The sequence below is a fragment of the Lentzea sp. NPDC036955 genome, from assembly GCF_055608005.1.
On record NZ_JBVJRC010000001.1, the window covers coordinates 721,196 to 739,825 of the forward strand.

11 protein-coding genes are annotated in these 18,630 nt (G+C 73.1%); 1 reads left to right on the top strand and 10 read right to left on the bottom strand.

The features are described from left to right. Positions 1-4: 4 nt before the first annotated feature. Positions 5-1,621: a protein kinase domain-containing protein gene (locus ACZ7CF_RS03495; RefSeq protein ID WP_470368701.1), complete on the bottom strand. Its 1,617-nt coding sequence runs from the start codon at positions 1,619-1,621 to the stop codon at positions 5-7. Positions 1,622-1,737: 116 nt separating this feature from the next. On the opposite strand from ACZ7CF_RS03495, the gene ACZ7CF_RS03500 reads away from it, so the two are divergent. After that, positions 1,738-3,288 carry a tannase/feruloyl esterase family alpha/beta hydrolase gene (locus ACZ7CF_RS03500; protein WP_470368702.1) on the top strand — a complete coding sequence of 517 codons (1,551 nt, stop codon included), beginning with the start codon at positions 1,738-1,740 and terminating at the stop codon, positions 3,286-3,288. 266 nt (positions 3,289-3,554) lie between these two features. Here ACZ7CF_RS03500 and ACZ7CF_RS03505 read toward each other — a convergent pair whose 3' ends face one another. From ACZ7CF_RS03505 to ACZ7CF_RS03545, 9 genes are all read right to left on the bottom strand, one after another. Continuing rightward, complete coding sequence (locus tag ACZ7CF_RS03505) at positions 3,555-4,109, bottom strand: EF-hand domain-containing protein (protein ID WP_360401621.1); 555 nt, start codon at positions 4,107-4,109, stop codon at positions 3,555-3,557. A gap of 135 nt (positions 4,110-4,244) precedes the next feature. Further along, positions 4,245-6,488, bottom strand: coding sequence for a transglutaminase domain-containing protein (locus ACZ7CF_RS03510; RefSeq protein ID WP_470368703.1), 2,244 nt, complete (start codon positions 6,486-6,488; stop codon positions 4,245-4,247). Continuing rightward, complete coding sequence (locus tag ACZ7CF_RS03515) at positions 6,485-7,627, bottom strand: DUF58 domain-containing protein (RefSeq protein ID WP_470368704.1); 1,143 nt, start codon at positions 7,625-7,627, stop codon at positions 6,485-6,487. Before ACZ7CF_RS03515 ends, ACZ7CF_RS03510 begins: the two co-directional genes overlap by 4 nt. Before the next feature lies 1 nt (position 7,628). Beyond that, positions 7,629-8,597, bottom strand: coding sequence for an AAA family ATPase (locus ACZ7CF_RS03520; protein ID WP_360401612.1), 969 nt, complete (start codon positions 8,595-8,597; stop codon positions 7,629-7,631). A 17-nt stretch (positions 8,598-8,614) separates the two neighbouring features. Beyond that, the gene (locus ACZ7CF_RS03525) at positions 8,615-14,782 is read right to left on the bottom strand and encodes an Ig-like domain-containing protein (RefSeq protein ID WP_470368705.1); all 6,168 of its coding nucleotides are present in this window, start codon (positions 14,780-14,782) and stop codon (positions 8,615-8,617) included. Between the two features lie 105 nt (positions 14,783-14,887). Next, complete coding sequence (locus tag ACZ7CF_RS03530; RefSeq protein WP_470368706.1) at positions 14,888-16,369, bottom strand: serine/threonine-protein kinase; 1,482 nt, start codon at positions 16,367-16,369, stop codon at positions 14,888-14,890. Continuing rightward, on the bottom strand, positions 16,366-17,517 hold the full coding sequence (locus tag ACZ7CF_RS03535; protein ID WP_470368707.1) for an FHA domain-containing protein: 1,152 nt from the start codon (positions 17,515-17,517) through the stop codon (positions 16,366-16,368). Before ACZ7CF_RS03535 ends, ACZ7CF_RS03530 begins: the two co-directional genes overlap by 4 nt. After that, a complete protein-coding gene (locus tag ACZ7CF_RS03540) occupies positions 17,514-18,254 on the bottom strand; it encodes a PP2C family protein-serine/threonine phosphatase (RefSeq protein ID WP_360401600.1) in 741 nt (246 codons plus the stop codon). The genes ACZ7CF_RS03535 and ACZ7CF_RS03540 overlap by 4 nt, the downstream gene beginning before the upstream one ends. Continuing rightward, complete coding sequence (locus tag ACZ7CF_RS03545; RefSeq protein WP_470368708.1) at positions 18,251-18,502, bottom strand: hypothetical protein; 252 nt, start codon at positions 18,500-18,502, stop codon at positions 18,251-18,253. Before ACZ7CF_RS03545 ends, ACZ7CF_RS03540 begins: the two co-directional genes overlap by 4 nt. Positions 18,503-18,630: the final 128 nt, after the last annotated feature.

The following is an 18,630-nucleotide window of genomic DNA, read 5'->3' on the forward strand; positions in this document are numbered from 1 at the left end:
CGCCTCACTGCGCCATCAGCGGCTCGGTCAGCGGCGTGCCGTCCGCCCTGCCCACGAAGCAGTGGATGACGCGGCTGGAGTGCCGGTAGCCGTTCTGGGTCTTCACCTTCCACGACTCGGCGGTCGGGACCACCACCCAGTACCGCAGCGTCTTCTCCTTGTCCTGCCCGGTGACCTTGTTCGACAGGAACGTTTTGGTGCAGGCGGTGCCGCCGATCTTCGTCAGCTCCTCCACGCCTGGGTACGCCACGTCCTTCTCCATCTCGGAGTTGGCGAGCACGGTGTCGAGGACCTCGGTCGCGTGCTCCTTGTAACAGCCACCGCGCTGCTGCGGCTTGATCGGCGCGGCGTCCTTCGCGGGCGTCCAGGCCAGGCAGTCCTTCCTGAACGCCAGCAGGCTGTCGTCCTTGATGTCGCCGTCGATGCCCAGGGTCAGCACCGGTTGCATCGCCGCTGAGCTGGCGGGGCCGTCGCCCGTGTTGCCGGCACCCGTGTTGCCCAGGCTCGTGTTGCCCAGCCCCGTGTTGCCCAGGCCCGTGTTGCCGAACCCCGTGTTGCCGAGCATCGGCTTGAAGACGGTGAAGTACAGCAGGACGAACACTCCGACGATGAACAACGGCGTCAGCGTCGCCGACAGGTACATGCCGACCGAGCGGCGCTTGCGCGGCGGCACGAGGACCTCGACCGGTGGGGCCGCGGTGAACGGTGGTGGCGTGGTGAACGGTGGCGGCGTGGCGACCGGGCCGCTGTGGAACGCGGGAGGCCTGGGCGCTGGCATCGGCCCCGACACCGGTTCGAAGCGTTCCGTCAGGTCCGGCTGCACGAGCGCGCGGGTGATCAGCCGGCGGGCCTGCCCGGTGCCGAGGCGGCGCTGCGGGTCGGGCTCCATCAGGCCGGTGATCAGCTCGCCCAGCGGTCCGCTGACCCGCGGCACCGGACGTTCGCTCATCACCGCGAGGATCGTCGCCGAGGTCGTCGGGCGGTCGAACGCGCCGCGGCCCTCGACCGCGTAGAACAGCGTGGCGCCCAGCGCCCACAGGTCCCACGCCGGTGAGGCCTCCCCGCCCGCCAGGCGTTCCGGTGACATGTAGGCGGGCGAGCCGATCAGCGTCCCGGTGGCGGTGAGCCGCGGGTCGTCGAGCGACTGCGCGATGCCGAAGTCGGTGAGCTTCGCCGTGCCCCTGCCGGGCACCATGACGTTGCCCGGCTTGACGTCGCGGTGCACGATGCCCTGCTCGTGCGCGGCCTCCAGCGCGTCCAGCAGCTGGCCGGCGAGCGTGGCGGCCTCCCTCACGCCGAGCGGGCCGTCGCGGTCGACGCACGCGTCCAGGGTGGGGGCGTTGATCAGCTCCATCACGATGAACGTCTGGTCGTCCTCGGAGATCAGGTCGAAGACGGTCACCACGGCGGGTTCGGACAGCCGGCTCGCGATGCGCGCCTCGCGCAGCACCCGTTCCTGGTAGACGGCTCGCTCGTGGGCGGGCACGGTGCCGGGCAGCAGCAGCTCCTTGACCGCGACCTCCCGGCCCAGGACCGAGTCCTCGCCGAGCCACACGGCGCCCATGCCGCCCCGCCCCAGCTCGCGGATCAGCCGGTAGCGCCCGTTGCCCACCTCACGCATGCGGGAAGTCTCGCAAGCCGATCACCCGGTCCGGTGAACGGGGGGCACGATGACGTACACCGATGGCGTTGTCCGACGGGCGCGACCGGCGCCCTTCGCGCGTAGCGTCGCCCGACGTGAGACGACTGACGAAGCTGTTCGCCACGAGCGTGCTGCTGACCGCACTGGTGCCCCTCGCACCGCCGGCATCAGCGGGCCAGACCGGGTGCACGACCGTCCAGGTCACCGCTCCCGGCGGTGCGGCGGTCGAGGGCGTTGCCGCGACCCGCAGGCCCGGTGGGACCGTCGAGTTCCCGCAGACGCCGCTGTCGGCGCCGCCGCCCGTCCACGACGTGCCCGCGTACTGCGAGGTCACCGTGACGCTCACGCACGACGGCACCGACCACGTGAAGGTCGTCGTGGCACTGCCCGAGACCGGCTGGACGGGCCGGTTGCAGGGCGTGGGCGGTGGCGCCTACGCCGCCGGTGACTTCGGCGCGCCGTTCGTGCAGGCCGTGAAGGACGGCTATGCCGCCGTGTCCACCGACGCGGGCGTGCGCGACGGGCTCGACACCGGCTGGGCGCTCAGGAACGGCCAGGTCGACCGGACGCTGCTGACCAACTTCGCGTCGCGCTCGGTGCACGAGTCCGCGGTCGTCGGGAAGTCCGTGGTGCGCGAGCACTACCGGCGCCCGGTCAGCTACTCGTACTGGAACGGCTGCTCGACCGGCGGCCGCCAGGGCTACGCCGAGGCGCAGCGCCACCCCGGCGACTTCGACGGCATCGTCGCCAACGCACCGGCCGTCAACTGGGCGCAGTTCGCCGTCGCGACGCTGTGGCCGCAGGTCGTGCAGAACCAGGACGGCCACGTCGTCGGCAACTGCGTGCTGAACGAGTTCCGCAAGGCCGCGATCGAGGCGTGCGACGCGAACGACCGCGTCACCGACGGCATCGTCGACCGGCCCGACCGCTGCGGCTACGACCCGCGGCGCCTGGTGGGCAGGACGGTCCTGTGCGACGGCCGGGAGGTCACGGTCACCAGGGCCGACGCCGACGTGATGCGGAAGGTGTGGGACGGCCCGACCGACGAACGCGGCCGCAGCCTGTGGGCCGGTCTGCCCAAGGGCGCCGACCCGCTGTGGCTCGCCGGCACGCTGCCCGGCGCGTCCGGTCCCGGGTTCCCGGTGGCGGTGCTGTGGGTGCAGAGCTTCCTGCTCAAGCAGCCCAGTTCCGACACCTCGAAGCTGACCTACCAGCAGTATCGCGACCTGTTCCGCCAGTCGGTGCGCGAGTACGACGCCGTCATCGGCACCTCGGACCCGGACCTGTCGGCGTTCCGGCGCTCCGGCGGCAAGCTGCTGACGCTCGTGGGCACCAACGACCAGCTGATCCCACCCGGCGGCACGCTCGCGTACCGCGAGCAGGTGGAGCGCACGACGGCCCGTGTCGACGACTTCTACCGCCTGTTCCTGGCCCCTGGCGTCGACCACTGCGCCGGCGGCCTCGGCGCCGCGCCCACGAACCAGCTCGGCGCACTCGTCGACTGGGTGGAGCACGACAAGGCCCCGGCGACGCTCGCCGCCACAGCCCCCGACGGCGCGACCCGCGACCTCTGCCCGTACCCGCGGGTGTCGCGGTACGTCCACGGCGACCCGAAGGCGGCGTCGAGCTACCGCTGCACCCGCTAGCACCTGCCCGCCCCTCGTTTGCCCGCCGCATCTGCGAGTACCGCCAACTCTTGATCGAATCGCCGCTGACTACCACCCACATGGTCGCCATGCACCGAACCAGGCCCTGCACGCGCAGAGGGCCGGAGGTGCAGTTGGCAGTAGAGAAGTGCCTGTTGAGGTTGAGTTGTTGGTATTTGCAGATGCGGGCAGAGGCAGGAGGTGAGGGCGGCAACCGGTGGGCTTTGGGGAATCCGCGGGACAACGCGGAGCGGGGACCCGTTCCGTCAGGTGCGCTGCAACGCCTTCGGGTACAGCCAGCTGCCGGGCGTGTCCTCGGCCGGGTTCGTGTAGTAGTCGCGCACCGCCGCGATGTACTCCGGCACGCTGATCGCCCCGTCGCCGTCGGTGTCGAGGTGCGCGAACGCCACCCCGCACTCGTCGTCACCGAGCCCGCGCGCCTTGAGCAGCACGGTGAACTCGTCCACGTCGACCCGCCCGTCACCATCGGTGTCCGCGAGGGCCAGCAGCTCCTGCACCACCTCCAGGAAGTCCGCCTCGATCGGCCCTCCGGTCACGAACATCTCGATCATCGCCTCCCGGTACTCCTCCGGCGAGACCTGCCCGTCCCGGTCGGCGTCGCAGTGCACGGCCAGCATCTCCCAGAACCGGTCGTGCGCCTCCACCAGCTCCCGCCCGCGCTCCGACCCCGCCGGCTCCCCGAACGCCCGCAACAACCGCTCCGCCAGCGCGTAGACGTCGGCGAGCTCGATGACACCGTTGCCGTTCACGTCGTAGTGGGCGAACGTCGCGTCGATCCTGTGCTGCAACACCTGCTTCATGTCCGGCACTGTGTTCACGCGACCCCCTGGCGCGCAACGCAGGTCGCCCAGCCGGGTGGAGTTGTTCCACCGCTCCGGGTGATTGCGGGTTCAACGGCATCGGAGCGCGCGAGCGTGAACGTGATCTGCACGCCCTCACCTGGCCCTGGCCGGCAGGAACGTGCGGACGTCGAGCGGTGCGAGCCACCGCCGCCAGCGCGGCACGCCGGTGCGCATCCGCTTCCTGGCCTCGCGCACGTCCGCCCAGTACGCGTCCACGGCCGCCTGGTCCGGCTGTCCCGGCCCGAACACGTGGGCGTCGGCCCGCACCGCCAGGCCGCCCAGGTCGAACCCGGCCAGCAGGGTGGCCTCCTGGCGCCGGGTCAGGCCGCGCGGCACCCGTGCCCCGAGGTCGCGGGCGTGGTCCACGAGCTCGTGCCAGCCCGTGGCGAACCGGTTCGCGGTGCTGCCGCGCGTCTGGCGGCGGTGGCGGCGCACGGCCTTGCCCCCGACGACGAGACCGACCACCGCGGCGATCGGCAGCAGCACGGAGGCGGCGTCGGCCAGCAGGCCGGCGAGCCAGCCCGGCAGCCAGGACCCGCCGGGGTCGCCGATGCCGACGCCGCTCGCGTCGGTGCGGCTCGCGTCGACCAGCGAGCTGGGCATCTTCACCGTGTTCGGCGGCGGCACCACCGCGGCGTCGGTGTTCTCGATCTCCTGCGGCGGCTGGTGGTCCGGCTTCTTCGAGCGGTCCGGCATGAACTCGGTGTTCGGGACGACCGCCCACGTGCCGTCCGCGAGGTGCAGCTCCACCCACGCCTGCACGTTCTCGCCGCGCACCACACCGCCGCTGCCCGGCACCGCGCCCAGCACGACCCGTGCGGGCATGCCGATCTCGTTCGCCACCAACGCGTACGCGGCGGCGTACTGCTCATCGTTGCCCGCCGGGCGCTTGGCGTTGAAGAACGCCGTGAGCCGGCCCGCGCTGTGCCCCGGCAGGTACTCGGTCTCGCCGGGACCGCCGTCGGTGTAGGCGCCGTTGTCGCGCAGGTACGCGGCGGCCGCCTTCAGCCGTTCGGCGGTCGTCGTCGCGCCACCGGTCCACTTGGCGACCTTGCCGCGCACGAAAGCCAGCTCGGAGGTGCGCACCGACGGCCGTCCGAACGGTTGGGCGTCGTCCGGGATGCCCGCTGTGGTCAGGACCGTGCGCAGCGAGTAGGTGTCCCCCTCGCGCAACCGGTCGGCGACGATGCCGGACGCCGTGGCGAGGTTGTAGCGCAGGTTCTCGGTGTGACCGGCCCTGCGCTCACCGCTGAAGGCGATCTCCCGTGCGCGTCCGGCCGTCGGCAGCCACGCGCTCAGCTCGTCCGCCGTCGCGTAGGCGGCCTCGATCCGGATGGTCACGTCGGACTCGGTTCCGGTCCCGGTGGCCGAGATGCGCACACCGATGCGTTGGAAGTTGTTGCGCTGCACCGGGTCCACCGCACCGGCCGGGTCGTTCGTCGCGCCCCACACCCGGCCGTCGTACCCGTCGAGGGTGGCGATCCGGACGCGTTCGCCCTCCGGCAGCCCCCGCACGGTGAACAGCGTCTGGTCCCAGAGCTGGTTGGCGTCCTTCGTGTGCTTGCGGTAGCCGACCAGCGGGCTCGCGTAGGCGCCGATCTCGAACGGCGGCTCCACGTACTTGCGCAGCACCACCCGGTGGGCGCTGCCGGTGCCGGGCAGCACCGGCGACACCACCAGCGCGAACCCGGCCGCGACGCCGACGAGCGCCACGGCGGTCACCGCGCGCACCCGGCGCATCCCACCGGCACGCACACCGGTGCGGTGCCGGGCCGCGCGCACCGCGAGCCAGCCTGCCGCGACCGCGGCGAACACCGCGCCGAGCACCCCGGCCGCCTCACCGGTGCCGAGCAGGACCACCGCGGCGAGCACGGCGAGCGGCGCGCCGATCGGTGCCCCGCTGAGCGGCACGCGGCGGGCCAGCGTGAAGCCTCCCGACCCGCACAGCAGGCCGAGGATGTACGGGATCACCAGCAGCGGACCTGCGCCGTCGACCGGCGGCAGCGTGGTGAGCAGCTGCTTCCAGCCGTGCACGCCGAGGTCGAGCAGACCGGCGAGGACGTCGGGTGTCGGCAGTCCCCCGTCCTCGCGCAGCGCCACGACACCGCCGAGGAGGAAGAACACCGCGACCGTCATGGCGGCGACGGCGATCATCGGCCGGCGCAGCACCGACGCGACGTGCCCGGCCAGGACGCCGAGCAGGAGGCCGGTGCCGCCGGCGAGCAGGAAGCCCCAGCCGGTGTAGGTGGTGCGGAACCCCAGCAGCGCGACGACGAACAACGCGCACAGGAAGGCGGCGTCGACGAGGTCGTCGCGGCGGGGCACGAGTCCGGTCACTGCAGGGTCCCTCCCGCCAGCAGCACCGGCAGGTCGCCCAGCCGGCGCAGGGTGAGCACGGTGAACGCGGTGCTCGCCGACCGCGCGGTGCGCTGCCGCGGATCCACCCGCAGCACGACCTTGCGCACCTCGGCCGGGAACGCGGTCGCGACGGCGCGCAGGTCGCCGTAGCCGTGCCGCGCGCCGGTGACGAGCACGAGCAGCGTGGCGTCGGGAGCCGCGGCCGCCGCACGGGCGGTCACCTCGGCGAGCGACGGGCCGCCCAGCTCTGCGCGGGCGAACACGTCCAGCACGTGCTGGGCCCGGCCGGAGAGGTGCCCGGAGGCGACCACGCTGGTGTCGATCCCGTCCGCCACCGCGCGCTGCACCACCGACGCACCGGCGGACAGGGCCGTCTCGAACACCGAAGGGTCCGGATAGGACTGTTCGGCGCCGTCGACGACCACCACGACGTGCGCGCGCCGGGAGTCGAGGTACTGCCGCACCAGGAACCGTCCGTCCTGAGTGGACGCGGCGAGCTTCGCCGTGGAGCGCCAGTGGATGTGCCGCCGGTCGTCGCCCGGCGCGTACTCGCGCAGCGCGTGGAACGCGAGGTCGCTCATCGAGACGTCGTTGGTGGTGCAGCCCTCCAGGTCGCGCAGCAACCCGGTGCCCAGCGGCGCCAGCGGCACGGTCAGCGGGTGCACGAACAGCTCGACGACCTCGGTCATCGCGACCGTCCGCCGCACCAGGCCGAGCGGGTCGCCCCTGACCGTGGTGGCCGGTCCGACCGCGATCACCCCGCGCCGCAGCCCGGCGACCTCCACCTCGCGGCCGCTGTCGAAGACCTCGACCCGGTCCCGGCCGATCGGCAGCTCCACCTCGGGCGCGAACAGCGTCCTGCGGCCGTGGTGCTCGACCTCGACCGCGCAGCGCGTCGACTCGTCGGGCCGCAGGCGGCGCTTGGCGACGGACACGTCGATCCGCACCGCGCCGCGGCCCAGCGTCAGCCCGCACGCCAGCGCCAGCAGCACCAGCCCGGTGGCGCCGAGCAGCACGAGCTCGTCCCAGCCGAGCACGGCGCCGAGCACCCACCCCACCGCCGACGCGACCGCGAGCAACCGGCCCGCCGGCGAGACCACCTCCAGCAGCCGCACCACCTCAGGCCCCCCGGCGCACGGGCGGCTCGACGTCCGCGAACAGCGAGTCGACCACCTTCTCCACGGTGGCGCCGTCGAACTGCGCCTCCGGGTGCAGCAGGATCCGGTGGCCCAGCACGGGGTGCGCGAGCTGCTGGACGTCGTCCGGCACGACGTGACCGCGCCCCTGGGCGAGCGCCCACGTCTTGGCGCACCGCACGTACGCGAGACACCCGCGCACCGACACGCCGAGCCGCACCGCGGGGTGCGACCGCGACGCCTCGGCGATCCGGCTGACGTACCCGAGCACCGCCGGGTCGACGTGCACCTGGTCGGCCAGCGCGGTCAGCTGCGCCACCGCGCTCGCCGCGATGGCCGGCGGCACGGTCGCCGACCGGTCCCGCGTCGCCGCGTCGGCCAGCAGCGCCACGGTGGCGTTGTGGTCCGGGTAGCCGATGCTGGTCTTCATCAGGAACCGGTCGAGCTGCGCCTCCGGCAACCGGTAGGTGCCGGCCTGCTCGATCGGGTTCTGCGTGGCGATCACCATGAACGGCGACCCCACCGGGTGCGTCTCGCCGTCGACGGTGATCCGGCCCTCCTCCATCACCTCCAGCAGCGCCGACTGCGTCTTCGGCGAGGCCCGGTTGATCTCGTCGGCGAGCACGATCGAGCCGAAGATCGGCCCGGGGTGGAACCGGAACACACCGCGCTGCTGGTCGTAGATCTGCACACCGGTGACGTCCGACGGCAGCAGGTCCGGCGTGAACTGGATGCGGGCGCTGGTGCCCTGCACCGTGTTCGCCAGCGCCTTCGCCAGCGATGTCTTGCCCGTGCCGGGGTAGTCCTCCAGCAGCAGGTGGCCGTCGGAGAGCAACGCGGTGAGCGCCAGGCGGATCACGTGCTCCTTGCCGGAAATGGCCCGCGAGATGTTCAGCACCATTTGCTCGAAGGTCTGCGCGAACAGCCGAGCCTGTTCAGGGGTCACGGTCATGGTATTTCCTTCACTGTTCACCAACGGAATGATCCCTGGACGCCACCACAGGTCACGTAGACCTGTTCGCCCGGATATCCGTAGTAGTTCCTCGTCTGCCGGCGCTCGTTGGGGCCGAAGTTCTCGTTCACGAATCCGACCGGGCCGTGGTCGCTGTTGAACGTGCACGTCACGCTGCTGCTGAAATTCGCGGTCTGCACGACGACGTACGCACACGCCGAAGAAGTGCAGACACCTGATCCGTTGCACCCGCCCGCACCGCAGGCGGCTCCCTTCGACACCGTCACGGTGGGTGGCGGCGGAGGCGGTGGGGTGGCCTGCTGCCGGGACTGGCTCAGCGTCGGCCGGCCCGCGTCGGACACCGTCGCCGTCACGGTCACGTTCTGCGAGTAGCCGACGTCCTGGCTGCCCGACCAGCTCCACCCGCCGACACCGGTGGTGAAGGTCTGGTCGAAGCCGCGGCTCGTCGTCACGCGCACGGTCGCGGGCTTGCCGTTCGGGTTCACCGAGACGGAGAAGTTGATGACCGTGTTGTTGTTCGAGGTGTTGAGCGCGAGGTCGCGCATCGGCCCGTAGGTGGTCACGCCCGCGGTGGCCGCGCTGTTGCACGGGTTGCCCGCGTACGCACCGCCACCACTGCCGTTGCACGCCTGGAGGCTGATCGTGACCGGCTGCCCGTTCGGCAGTCCGTTGATCGTCTGCGTCGCGCCGGCCTGCCCGCCGACCGGGTAGGTCCAGGTGCCGCACGAGCCGCCGGACCAGGTGCAGCTCACGGTGTTCGACCTGCCGTGCGAGGCGCCGACGTCGAACCGCAGCGCCGCCTGCCCGTCCACGCCGGTGGGTGCCGCGGTGAACCCGGTGATCGGGTCCGGGGTCGCGGTCGCCTCCATCTGCGCGGGCGCGCTGGCCGGCGAGGTGTGCCCGGCCGGTTCGGCCTCGGCGGCGGCGTTCGCGGCGACGACGGTGTAGCTGTAGATCGTGCCGTCGTTCTGCAGGCCGTCGTCCAGGCACGTGGTGGCGGTGACCTTCGAGCACACCGTCTTGGTGCCGCCGCCGGTGCGGGTCAGCGTGTAGGTCGTGGGGCCGGGGCCGTTCGCACCGACCGCACCCCACGACACGGTGACCGCGCGGGTCTGGGCGTTCGCGGCGTTCGTCGCGGTGAACGCCGGCGCCGCCGGGGCGTCCGGGGCACCGGCCGACTGGCCCTCGACGGTGACCGCGGGGCCGGGGCCCTGCGAGTTGACCGCGATCACCGTGAACACGGTCTGCGCGTCGTTGTCGAGGCCGGTGGCCGTCACGCTCGTCGCACCGCCGGGTGCCGTCGTGCGGCCACCGCCGGACCAGCTGATCTCGTGCCGCAGCACGGGCGTGCCCTCGTTGGCGGCCGCGGCCCAGCTCAGCTTCAGCGTGCCGTCCCGCGGCTCGGACGTGCTGAGCCCGGTGACGGCGCCGGGCACCGTGTTCGGCTGGGCCGGCGCGGACGAGCCGCTCGGCTTGCCCCACCCGACGAGGTTGTGCGCCCGGACGGTGAACGTGTACTCCGTGCCGTTGGACAGCCCGGTGATCGTGCACGGCGACGCCGGGCACACCTGCTTGCCGCGGCCGTGGTCGACCTCGTAGGAGTCGATCGGCGCGCCGTTGCCCGAGGGCGTGCTCCAGGACAGTTCGACGACCTTGCTCAGCACCGTGCGACCGGTCACCGGGGTGCCGGGGGCGTCGGGCACGCCGAGCACGTTCAGCCTGATCCGGCCGGTGACCCTGCGGTCCTCCCGGCCGGTGTCGGCCACGTCGGTCACGACGACGTTGAACTCCATGGCGCCGTGCGCGTCGCCGTTCGGGGTGATGCGCACGGTCGAGCCCTCGTTGCTCACGTTCGCCCCGGCACCGTTGACCTGGGTGACCGCGACGACGGAGATCTTCGGGTCGCGCAGCTGCGAGCGCACGTAGGAGACGAGGTCGACGGTCGCCGTGTCGCCCGCCTTCACGCCGTCCACCGTCACCGGTGCGATGGCGGGCGGCAGTGCGGCGGCGACCTCCACCACGAGCTTGCCCTTCGGCCCGTCGCCCGCGCCGACCTCGATCGTGCCGGTCGAGCCCGGCTTCGCGCCGCCGGCCGCGGTGACGGTCAGCGTGCGTTCGCCGGAACCCTCCAGCGACACGCCGTCCGGCTGTTCGAGCCAGCTCGCCCGGTACCGGACGTCCCCGAGCCTCGACCGGTCGGCGACCCACACGTGGCACACGGACGTGACGTCGACCTTCACCGGAAGGCCTCCCTCGACGACCGCGAGCGCCGAGGACGGGCACCGCAGCACCGGCGTGTCGGGGCCGACCTGCACCGGCACCGTGATCAGGGCGAACTTGCCCTCGGGGTCGGTGAGCGAGCTGCCGTCGGTGACCTGGAACGTGACCGCGGCCGGTCCGGTGTAGCCGTCGCGCGCGGTGAGGACGAGCCCGGTGTCGCCCTCGTTGCGCACCGCCAGCCCGGTCGAGGGCGCGGCGGTGACCCGGTCGACCGTCGTGAGCTTGGGCTGCTTGCCCGACGGGACCTCGACGTAGTCCTCGACCTGCACGGTCACGGAACCGTCCGCGGGCACGGAGATCAGCTTGTCCGGGATGGCGCGCGGGGCGCCGGTGCCCTTCGACGGCACGTGCACCAGCCCCGCCGCCGTGGCTCCGGAAGCGTCCCTGACCTCGTAGACGAGGGTGCGCGGGTGGTCGCCGACCGGCACGGTCGCCTTGAGCCCGGAGACCTCGGCCCGCTCGTGGAAGACCTTGGTGACCTCCAGCTCGCCGGCCGGCCCGTCGGGGTCGGCGACCGCGCCGGCGAGGTCCACCTCGACCGTGCTGTCGCCCTTGCTCACCAGTGGGAACAGCTCGCCGGCGACCGGCGGGACCTGGAAGCCCTCCCGGCTGCGGACGGTGAGCGTGGCGACCGAGGGCTGGCCGAGTCCGTTGGTGACGGCGTAGGCGATCACCAGCGGCTTGCCGGTGAGGTCCGGCGCGGTCAGCTCGATGCGGCCGTCGGTGGCCTTCACGTCACCGGGCAGCGACGGGTTGCGCGCCTCCAGCGGTTCGACGGTCACCGTGTCGCCGAGTGCCCGCACGTCGTTGGCGAGCACGTCGACGGCCAGGCGCGCACCGGGTGCGGCGGTCACGACGTCGTCCACCGCGACCGGTGGCTGCGGGTCTCCCGGCGGCACCACGGCGACGCGGACCAGCGACTCGCCGGTGCGGCCGTAGGAGTCGGTGACGACGAACCCGAACGTGTCGGTCCCGTTCGAGGTCGGGAACGCCTCGTAGGTCAGCGAGGTGCCGGCGATCCCGACGACGCGGCCGATCGCCGGTGCGGACGCGATGCCGGTGACCGCGACCGAGTCGCCGTCGGGGTCAGCGCCGCTCGACGGCACGGTGACCGTCACCCGGTCGCCGGCGACGACCCGCACCTCGACGGGTTCCGGTGCCGGCGGCTGGTTCGGGTTGGCGGGCGTCGGCGCCGGGTTCACGGTCACGTGCGCGTGGCCGACGGCCTGGTCGCCGTCCGGGTTCTGCACCACGTAGGAGACGTCGGCGACGAACGGGGTGTCGAGCCGGTCCGGTGCCACGTAGCGGACCACGTCGCCCGCGACGTAAGCGGTGCCCGCGTCCTGGCGGCCGTCCCGCGTGGTGACGGTCAGGCGCCCGGTGCCCGGCGCGCCCTGCACGTTGGACTGCAGCGTCAGCGGGGCACCGGCCGGTGAGATGTCGTTGTCCAGCACCGGGATCGTCGCCGAGTCACCGGCGCGGGCCGCCGCCCGGTCGTCCTTGGGCACCGGGGTGTCGTCCGCGGGCGGCGGCAGCTGGGTGACGGTGACCTCGCCGGTCACCGGGCCGGTCACGCCGTCGGTCACGGTGTAGCGCACGACCTGCGGGTTGCGGTCGAGGGTGGGCGCGGTCGCGTTGATCCGCAGCCAGCGGCCCTTGACGACGGCGACCTCGAGCTGACCGGAGGTGCTCTCGGCGTGCTGCACGCCCAGCAGCGACCCCGCCGGGCTGAAGTCGTTGGCCAGCACGTCGGCGACGACGGGTTCCTGACCGCGCACCACCGCGTTGTCCGGCATGGCGACCGGCGGCAGCGGGGAGGCGGGTGCGGCGGCGACGTCGATGCGGATGGCGCCCTTGGCGAACGGCGCGTTGCCGAACGCCGCGGTGTAGTCCAGCGGGAAGGTGCCCGGCTTCGTCGCGGTCAGCGTGACCAGGCCGGTCTTCGTGTCGGTGGTGACCGTCGCGCCCGCGATCGGTGCCACGTCGGCGGCGAGCCGCAGTTCGGCGGCGGGGTCGACCGGGTCGGCGCCGGGCAGGTCGTTCTCCAGCGGGCGCACCAGGACCGGTGTGCCGACCTGGCCCCGTGCGACGTCCGGGCGCGCGACCGGGGGCAGGGCGGCCGGTGCGGCGGCGTCGAGCACCCGCACGCGTTCCGCTCCCGCGACGGCGTTCGCGATGCCGTCGGTGACCCGGTAGTCGACCGCCTGCTGACCGGCCTGGACCGGTGCCGCGTACTCGACGAACCCGGTGTTGGTCGTGGTCGCGACACCCGCCTTGGCCGCGGCCTCGGTCAGCACGACCGGGTCGCCGTCGAAGTCGCGCCAGTCCGCGAGCACCGGCAGCGTCAACCGGCCACCGGAGGCGACCGACCACTCGTGCGGCACGGCGCCCTTGCGCACGGCGGGTGCCTCGTTCTGCGTCGCGGTGCGCACCTGCACGGTGACGGCGGCCGTGGCGTTGAGGCCCTTGCCGTCGTCGACGGTGTACTTGAAGTGCGCGTCCTGGGCCTGCTCCGGCAGCGTCACCTCGACGGTCTGCCCGTCCGGGGCGATCGCGAGCGCCACGTCCTTGCGGTCGAGGTCGCTCACGGCCGTGACGGACAGGATGTTGCCCGCGGGGTCGGAGTCGTTGTCGAGCACGTGCAGCACCGTGGTGCGGCCGGGTCGTGCGCCGAGCGTGTCGTCGGAGGCCTTCGGCGGCTTGTCCTTGGCGGACTCGGTGGTGTTCTCGTTCTTGTCCTTGTCGCTGGGGTTCTGCTGGGGCGGCGGCTTCACCGACTGCCAGTCGTCGACCTTGCGCTGCGTGCTCAGGTCCCACACCGCGCCGGTCGCGACGTCGTTCAGCACGATCGCCTTGCGGTTCACCCGGAACACCGGCTGCACCAGCGCCTTCGCGTCCCGGATGTTGCCCGGTGCGGCCTTCTGGCCGCCGCACGAGCGGAAGTAGCCGCCGGACGCGCCGGCCCACGCGGCGTGCACGCAGTCGCCGAGCCGCACCGGTTCGGCCGGGGCACCGTCCACGCCCTCGTGCAGCACCACCGCGCCGTCGCCGTCCAGGTCGAACGCCTTCAGCTCGGTCCGGCCGGCCACGACGACCGCGGCCGCCTCCGGCCCGGCGTGCTGCAGCACGGACTCGCGCCCGGCCCGCGCGGTGCGGCCGCCGGGCAGGAAGAGGGTGCCGGACTCCGCGTCGAGCACGACGGCGTCGTCGCCGACGGCGGTGATCGCCGGTGCCTTGAGGGCGGTGGGGAGCTTGCCGTACTCGGGTTCGCCGAAACCGGTCCCGGCCGGGGTCACCCGCACCGTGCGGCCGTTGGCGGACACGGCGTGCACCGCACCGTCCAGCCCGACCGCCAGCGCGGCGGTGCCGGCGGCGTCCAGGCCGGCGAGCGGCGGGGTCTCCTGGCTCACCTGGTCGAGCGCGCTCACGCCGGCGGCGACGTCGACTCGGGTCGCCCAGACCTTGCCCGCGGCGGGGTCGAGCACGGCGAGCGTGCCCCCCGCGAGCGCCACCTGGCCGCCGCTGGGCAACGCCAGCCCGTGGTCACCGAGCGTCACCGAGCGGGCGACGTCGACCGGGTACAGCTTGCCGCCTGCCCGGTCCCGCGCGACCACCGCGGAGGCGTCCTGGACGACGTCTAGCTGATAGCTCTGCCGTGCCCCGCCGGGCGGGTTGAACGCGGCGTCGAGCGCTCCGACCGGTTTGTTGAGCCGGCCGAACAAACCGTCGCGGTCACTGGTGACCCAGACACCGCCGTCGTCGAGGTCGACCTGGCGGACCGGATTTCCGGTGGACGTGAACGCGTAGGCGACGAGTGAGGCGGCCGCGAGAACGAGCACCGTTCCGGACGCGAGCGTGGTCCGGTGCTTTCGGAAGAATCCCACTGTTCCCCTCGTTTGCGGTCGCGGCGCTCCCCGGCGGTTCCGTCAACCGCCTGTCGGGCCGATCCCTGAATCCGTTGCAGCTTTCACCCGAATGCGGGCGGAGAATTATCCGCAGCTCTCCTGCGACCAGTCGGCGGTCGCGTTGCTGCCGTCCGCGCGCACTACTTTCACCTGGAGGCACACGGGGTTCGCGCCCTCGACGACCACCTTCGGCGCCTTCTCCACACCGGTGCGGGCACCGTCGGACGTGCGCCAGGAGAACGTGTCCGTGGCCTGCTGGGCCGAGTAGCTCCACTCGAACCGGACTGTTCCCGCGTCCACGCGCGTCGCGGTGATCACCGGACGGCCCGGCGGGGCGCTGCCCGCGCCCGCGTTCTGGTCGGGGACGTCGTCGACGACGGTGGCCGGCGCCGGTCCGGTCGCGGGTTCCTCCCCGCCGGACAACAGGAACACGCCCACACCGATGATCGCGACCGCCGCGGCGGCACCGGCGGCGTACAGCGGCCAGCGCACCCGTTCCACGTGCTCCGCCGGTGTCAGCCGCGGTGCGGAGGCGGGCTCGCGGACGATCGTCGCCAGCTGCGGGTTTCCCTGCCGCACCAGGGTGTGCGGGGCGCGGGGCGCCGTCGGCGGCACCCGTTGCCGGGTCGGCGGCGCGGTGCGCGGAGCAGGCGGCGCGAACGACGGGACGCCGGCCGTGCGCACCGGGTGCCGCTCCGGCACGGTGCCGGGCATCAGCACCAGTTCGGTCCGGCCGAACCGGTACGTCACCTGGATCCGCTGCAGCTCGGCGGCGAAGTCGAGCAGGGAACCCGGCCGTGCCGCCGGGTCCTGGTCCATGGCGCGCAACAACAACCGCCGGAGCTCGTCGGGTGCGGCCAGCTGGTCCGGCCGCCACCCGCTCACGATCCGGTGCTGGACCGCCTCGACCGAGTGGTCGGTGCCGAGCGGCATGAACGGCGACCGTCCCACGAGGAGGTGCCACAGCGTCGCGGCGAAAGAGAACACCTCGGTGCGCACGCCGTACCTCGCCACGGCGTCCACGCCGAACAGCTCGGGCGCCGACCACGGCGGCGACAGCGCCACCTGCGTCTCCCGGCCGCGGTCCGCGAGCCGGCCCGCGATGCCGAAGTCGGTCAGGCACGCGTCGCCGGACTCGTTCATGAGCACGTTGGCCGGCTTGATGTCGCGGTGCAGCATCCCGCGCCCGTGCGCCGTCTCCAGCGCGCCCGCGATCTGCACCCCGATGTCGAGGACCTGCTTGACCGACAACGGCATCCGGCTCGCCATCTTCGCCAGGTCGCCGCCGGGGCAGTACTCCATCACCAGGTACGGGCGCCCGTCCACCGCGGTGCCGGTGCCGTACACCGTGACGACGTTGCGGTGCTTGCGCAGCTTCGCCATCGACTCGCCCTCGGCGAGGAACCGCTCGCGCACCTCGTCGGACAGGCCGGTCGTCTGCGGCACCTTGACCGCGACGTCGTCCTTGAGCTTGCCGTCGTAGTAGCGGTGCACCGTCGCGAAGCCGCCCGCACCGATGTCACCGCGGTACTCGAAGTCCGGGATCGCCGGTGGTCCCAGCGTCATCCGCCCACCTCGAACGTGAAGAAGACCTGCTCGCTCAGCGACACCCTGGTCCCGGGGGTGAGGAACTGCTCGATGTGCGGGGCCAGCTGCTCCGGCGGGCAGCCGGGGCGGGAGATCGTGGTGCCGTTGGTGGAACCGAGGTCGCGCACCAGCACGTCCCAGCCCTCCAGCCGCACCTCGACGTGGGTCCGCGAGATCTCCGCGTCGGTCTCGCTGCCGACCTGCACGAGGTTCGCGTGCCTGCGGTCACCACCGGGGTCGCGGCCCACCACCACGTCCCGGTCGAGCGCGATCGTGTCGCCGGTGGACATCCGCAGCAGGCCCAGCACGGGCCTGTCCAGCACGATGGCGACCTGGTCGGGCAGCAGGACCTCGCACACCCGGCAGTGCACCGCGTAGTCCGAGCTGAGGTGTCCCGACGGGCACCGCCGCGCCCGCACCCGGTGGTTCCCCGCGTGCAGCATCCGGGTGTCGCCGGGGGACGTGGCGTTCGTGCGCAGCACCGTGTGCGTCACCGGCTCGGCGGGTGGCGCCGCGGCGACCCGGGGCGCCCAGTCGAACGACTGGATCACGCCACCGGTCCGGGCGAGCGCGGGCACCGGCGGTGGTGCGACGTGGTCGCGGACGACGGGCAGGTCGACCGGTTCTTCCTGGCGCACAACGGTGTGCTCGACGACCTCGGTCTGCGGGGCCGGTTGCGGCGGCAGAGCTGCGGCGGCGTCGGACAGCGTCACGACGAGCTCACCCGCGAGGACCACGCCCCCGCGCAACGGCAGCGCGGTGCCTCCCGGACCGGCGGTGACCCGCAGCAGGGCCACGTCGTCCAGGCCGCGGTCCACCCACGTCGCGACACCGGTCGCGGTGATCTCCTCGACGGCACCGGACCCGGTGACGGCCTGCAGCTGGACCTCGCCGCGCACCACGGCGCGCTGTTCGGTCGCGGTCACGCGGACGAGCGCGAACCCGCTCACCGCGCGGAACCCCTCGTGCACGATCGCGGCGAGCACCTCGTCCAGCGGCTCGTCCGCGCGCACCAGCTCCCAGCAGCGGCGGACCAGGTCGGAGCCGGGTGCCACGGACAGCAGGAGCCACGTCCGCTCCCCCGCCACGGCGGTCCACGTGCCCGGCACGTACTCGACAGCGGTCATCGCGGACCCCGCGGTGCCGTGTCGCAGCTGGACGCGACCGCCTCGGTGTAGTCGACCACCAGCGCGGTGACGTTGTCGCGGGCCCCGGCGGCGACGGCGCGGTCGACGAGGTCCGCCGCGGCACCGGCCGCGTCGGCGTGCAGCCGCAGCACCTCGTCCAGCTCGTCGTCCGCGAGCTCGCCGGTCAGCCCGTCCGTGCAGATCAGGAACCGCTCACCGGCCCGCGGCGGGAACACCCACAGGTCCGGGTCACCGGCGCCGGTGCTGCCGAGCACCCTGGTGACGACGTGCCGACGGGGGTAGGTCCTGACCTCGTCCGCGGTCAGCACCCCGGCCGCCACGAGCTCCTGCGCCTCGGAGTGGTCGACGGTGAGCTGCGTCAGCCCCGCGCCGTCGAGGCGGTAGACCCGCGAGTCGCCGACGTTGAACACGACCCAGTGCGGCTGCCCGGAGAACGCGACCAGCGCGAGCCCCGCGACCGTCGTCATCCCGCCGTGCTCGGCCTCCACCAGCGACCGGCCGGCGGCGGCCAGCGTCGCCCGCACGTCCTCCACCCCCGGCAGCTCCAGCCCGTCGAGCTCCCGCAGCCGCGCGACCACGAGCCCGCTCGCGACCTCGCCGGCCGCGTGCCCGCCGACCCCGTCGGCCACGGCGAACACCTGCCTGCCCGCGACGGCGTCGTCCTCGTTGACCGTCCGCACCACGCCGGGGTGCGTGGTCAGCCCCGTCCGGATCACCGTGCTCCCACCACGTCCGGGAACAGCTCGCCGACGCGGGCGCACGCCTCGCCGGGACTGACCGGGGTGCTCCTGCCGGGGTCGTCCTCGGAGTCCGAGGGGTACCAGTCCCCTGCGGCGTCGTGGCCGCGCCAAGGCGAACCGAGGAGCACGACCGCGAGCTCGGAGCGGACGTCGTCCACCCGGTCGGCGCACGCGAGCAGCGTCGACGCCAACCGGTCGAGCCGGTCCGGATCGGACCCGATCACCGCGCACACCCGCATTTCCTCCGCTCACCCGTTCGGACCTCTCGTCGTTCGGCGCACGCTCGGCGTTAGCTGAAATTTGGGGACAAAAAGTGGTCAGCGGAAGGCGAAACGTTCCGGCCGCGGGAAGC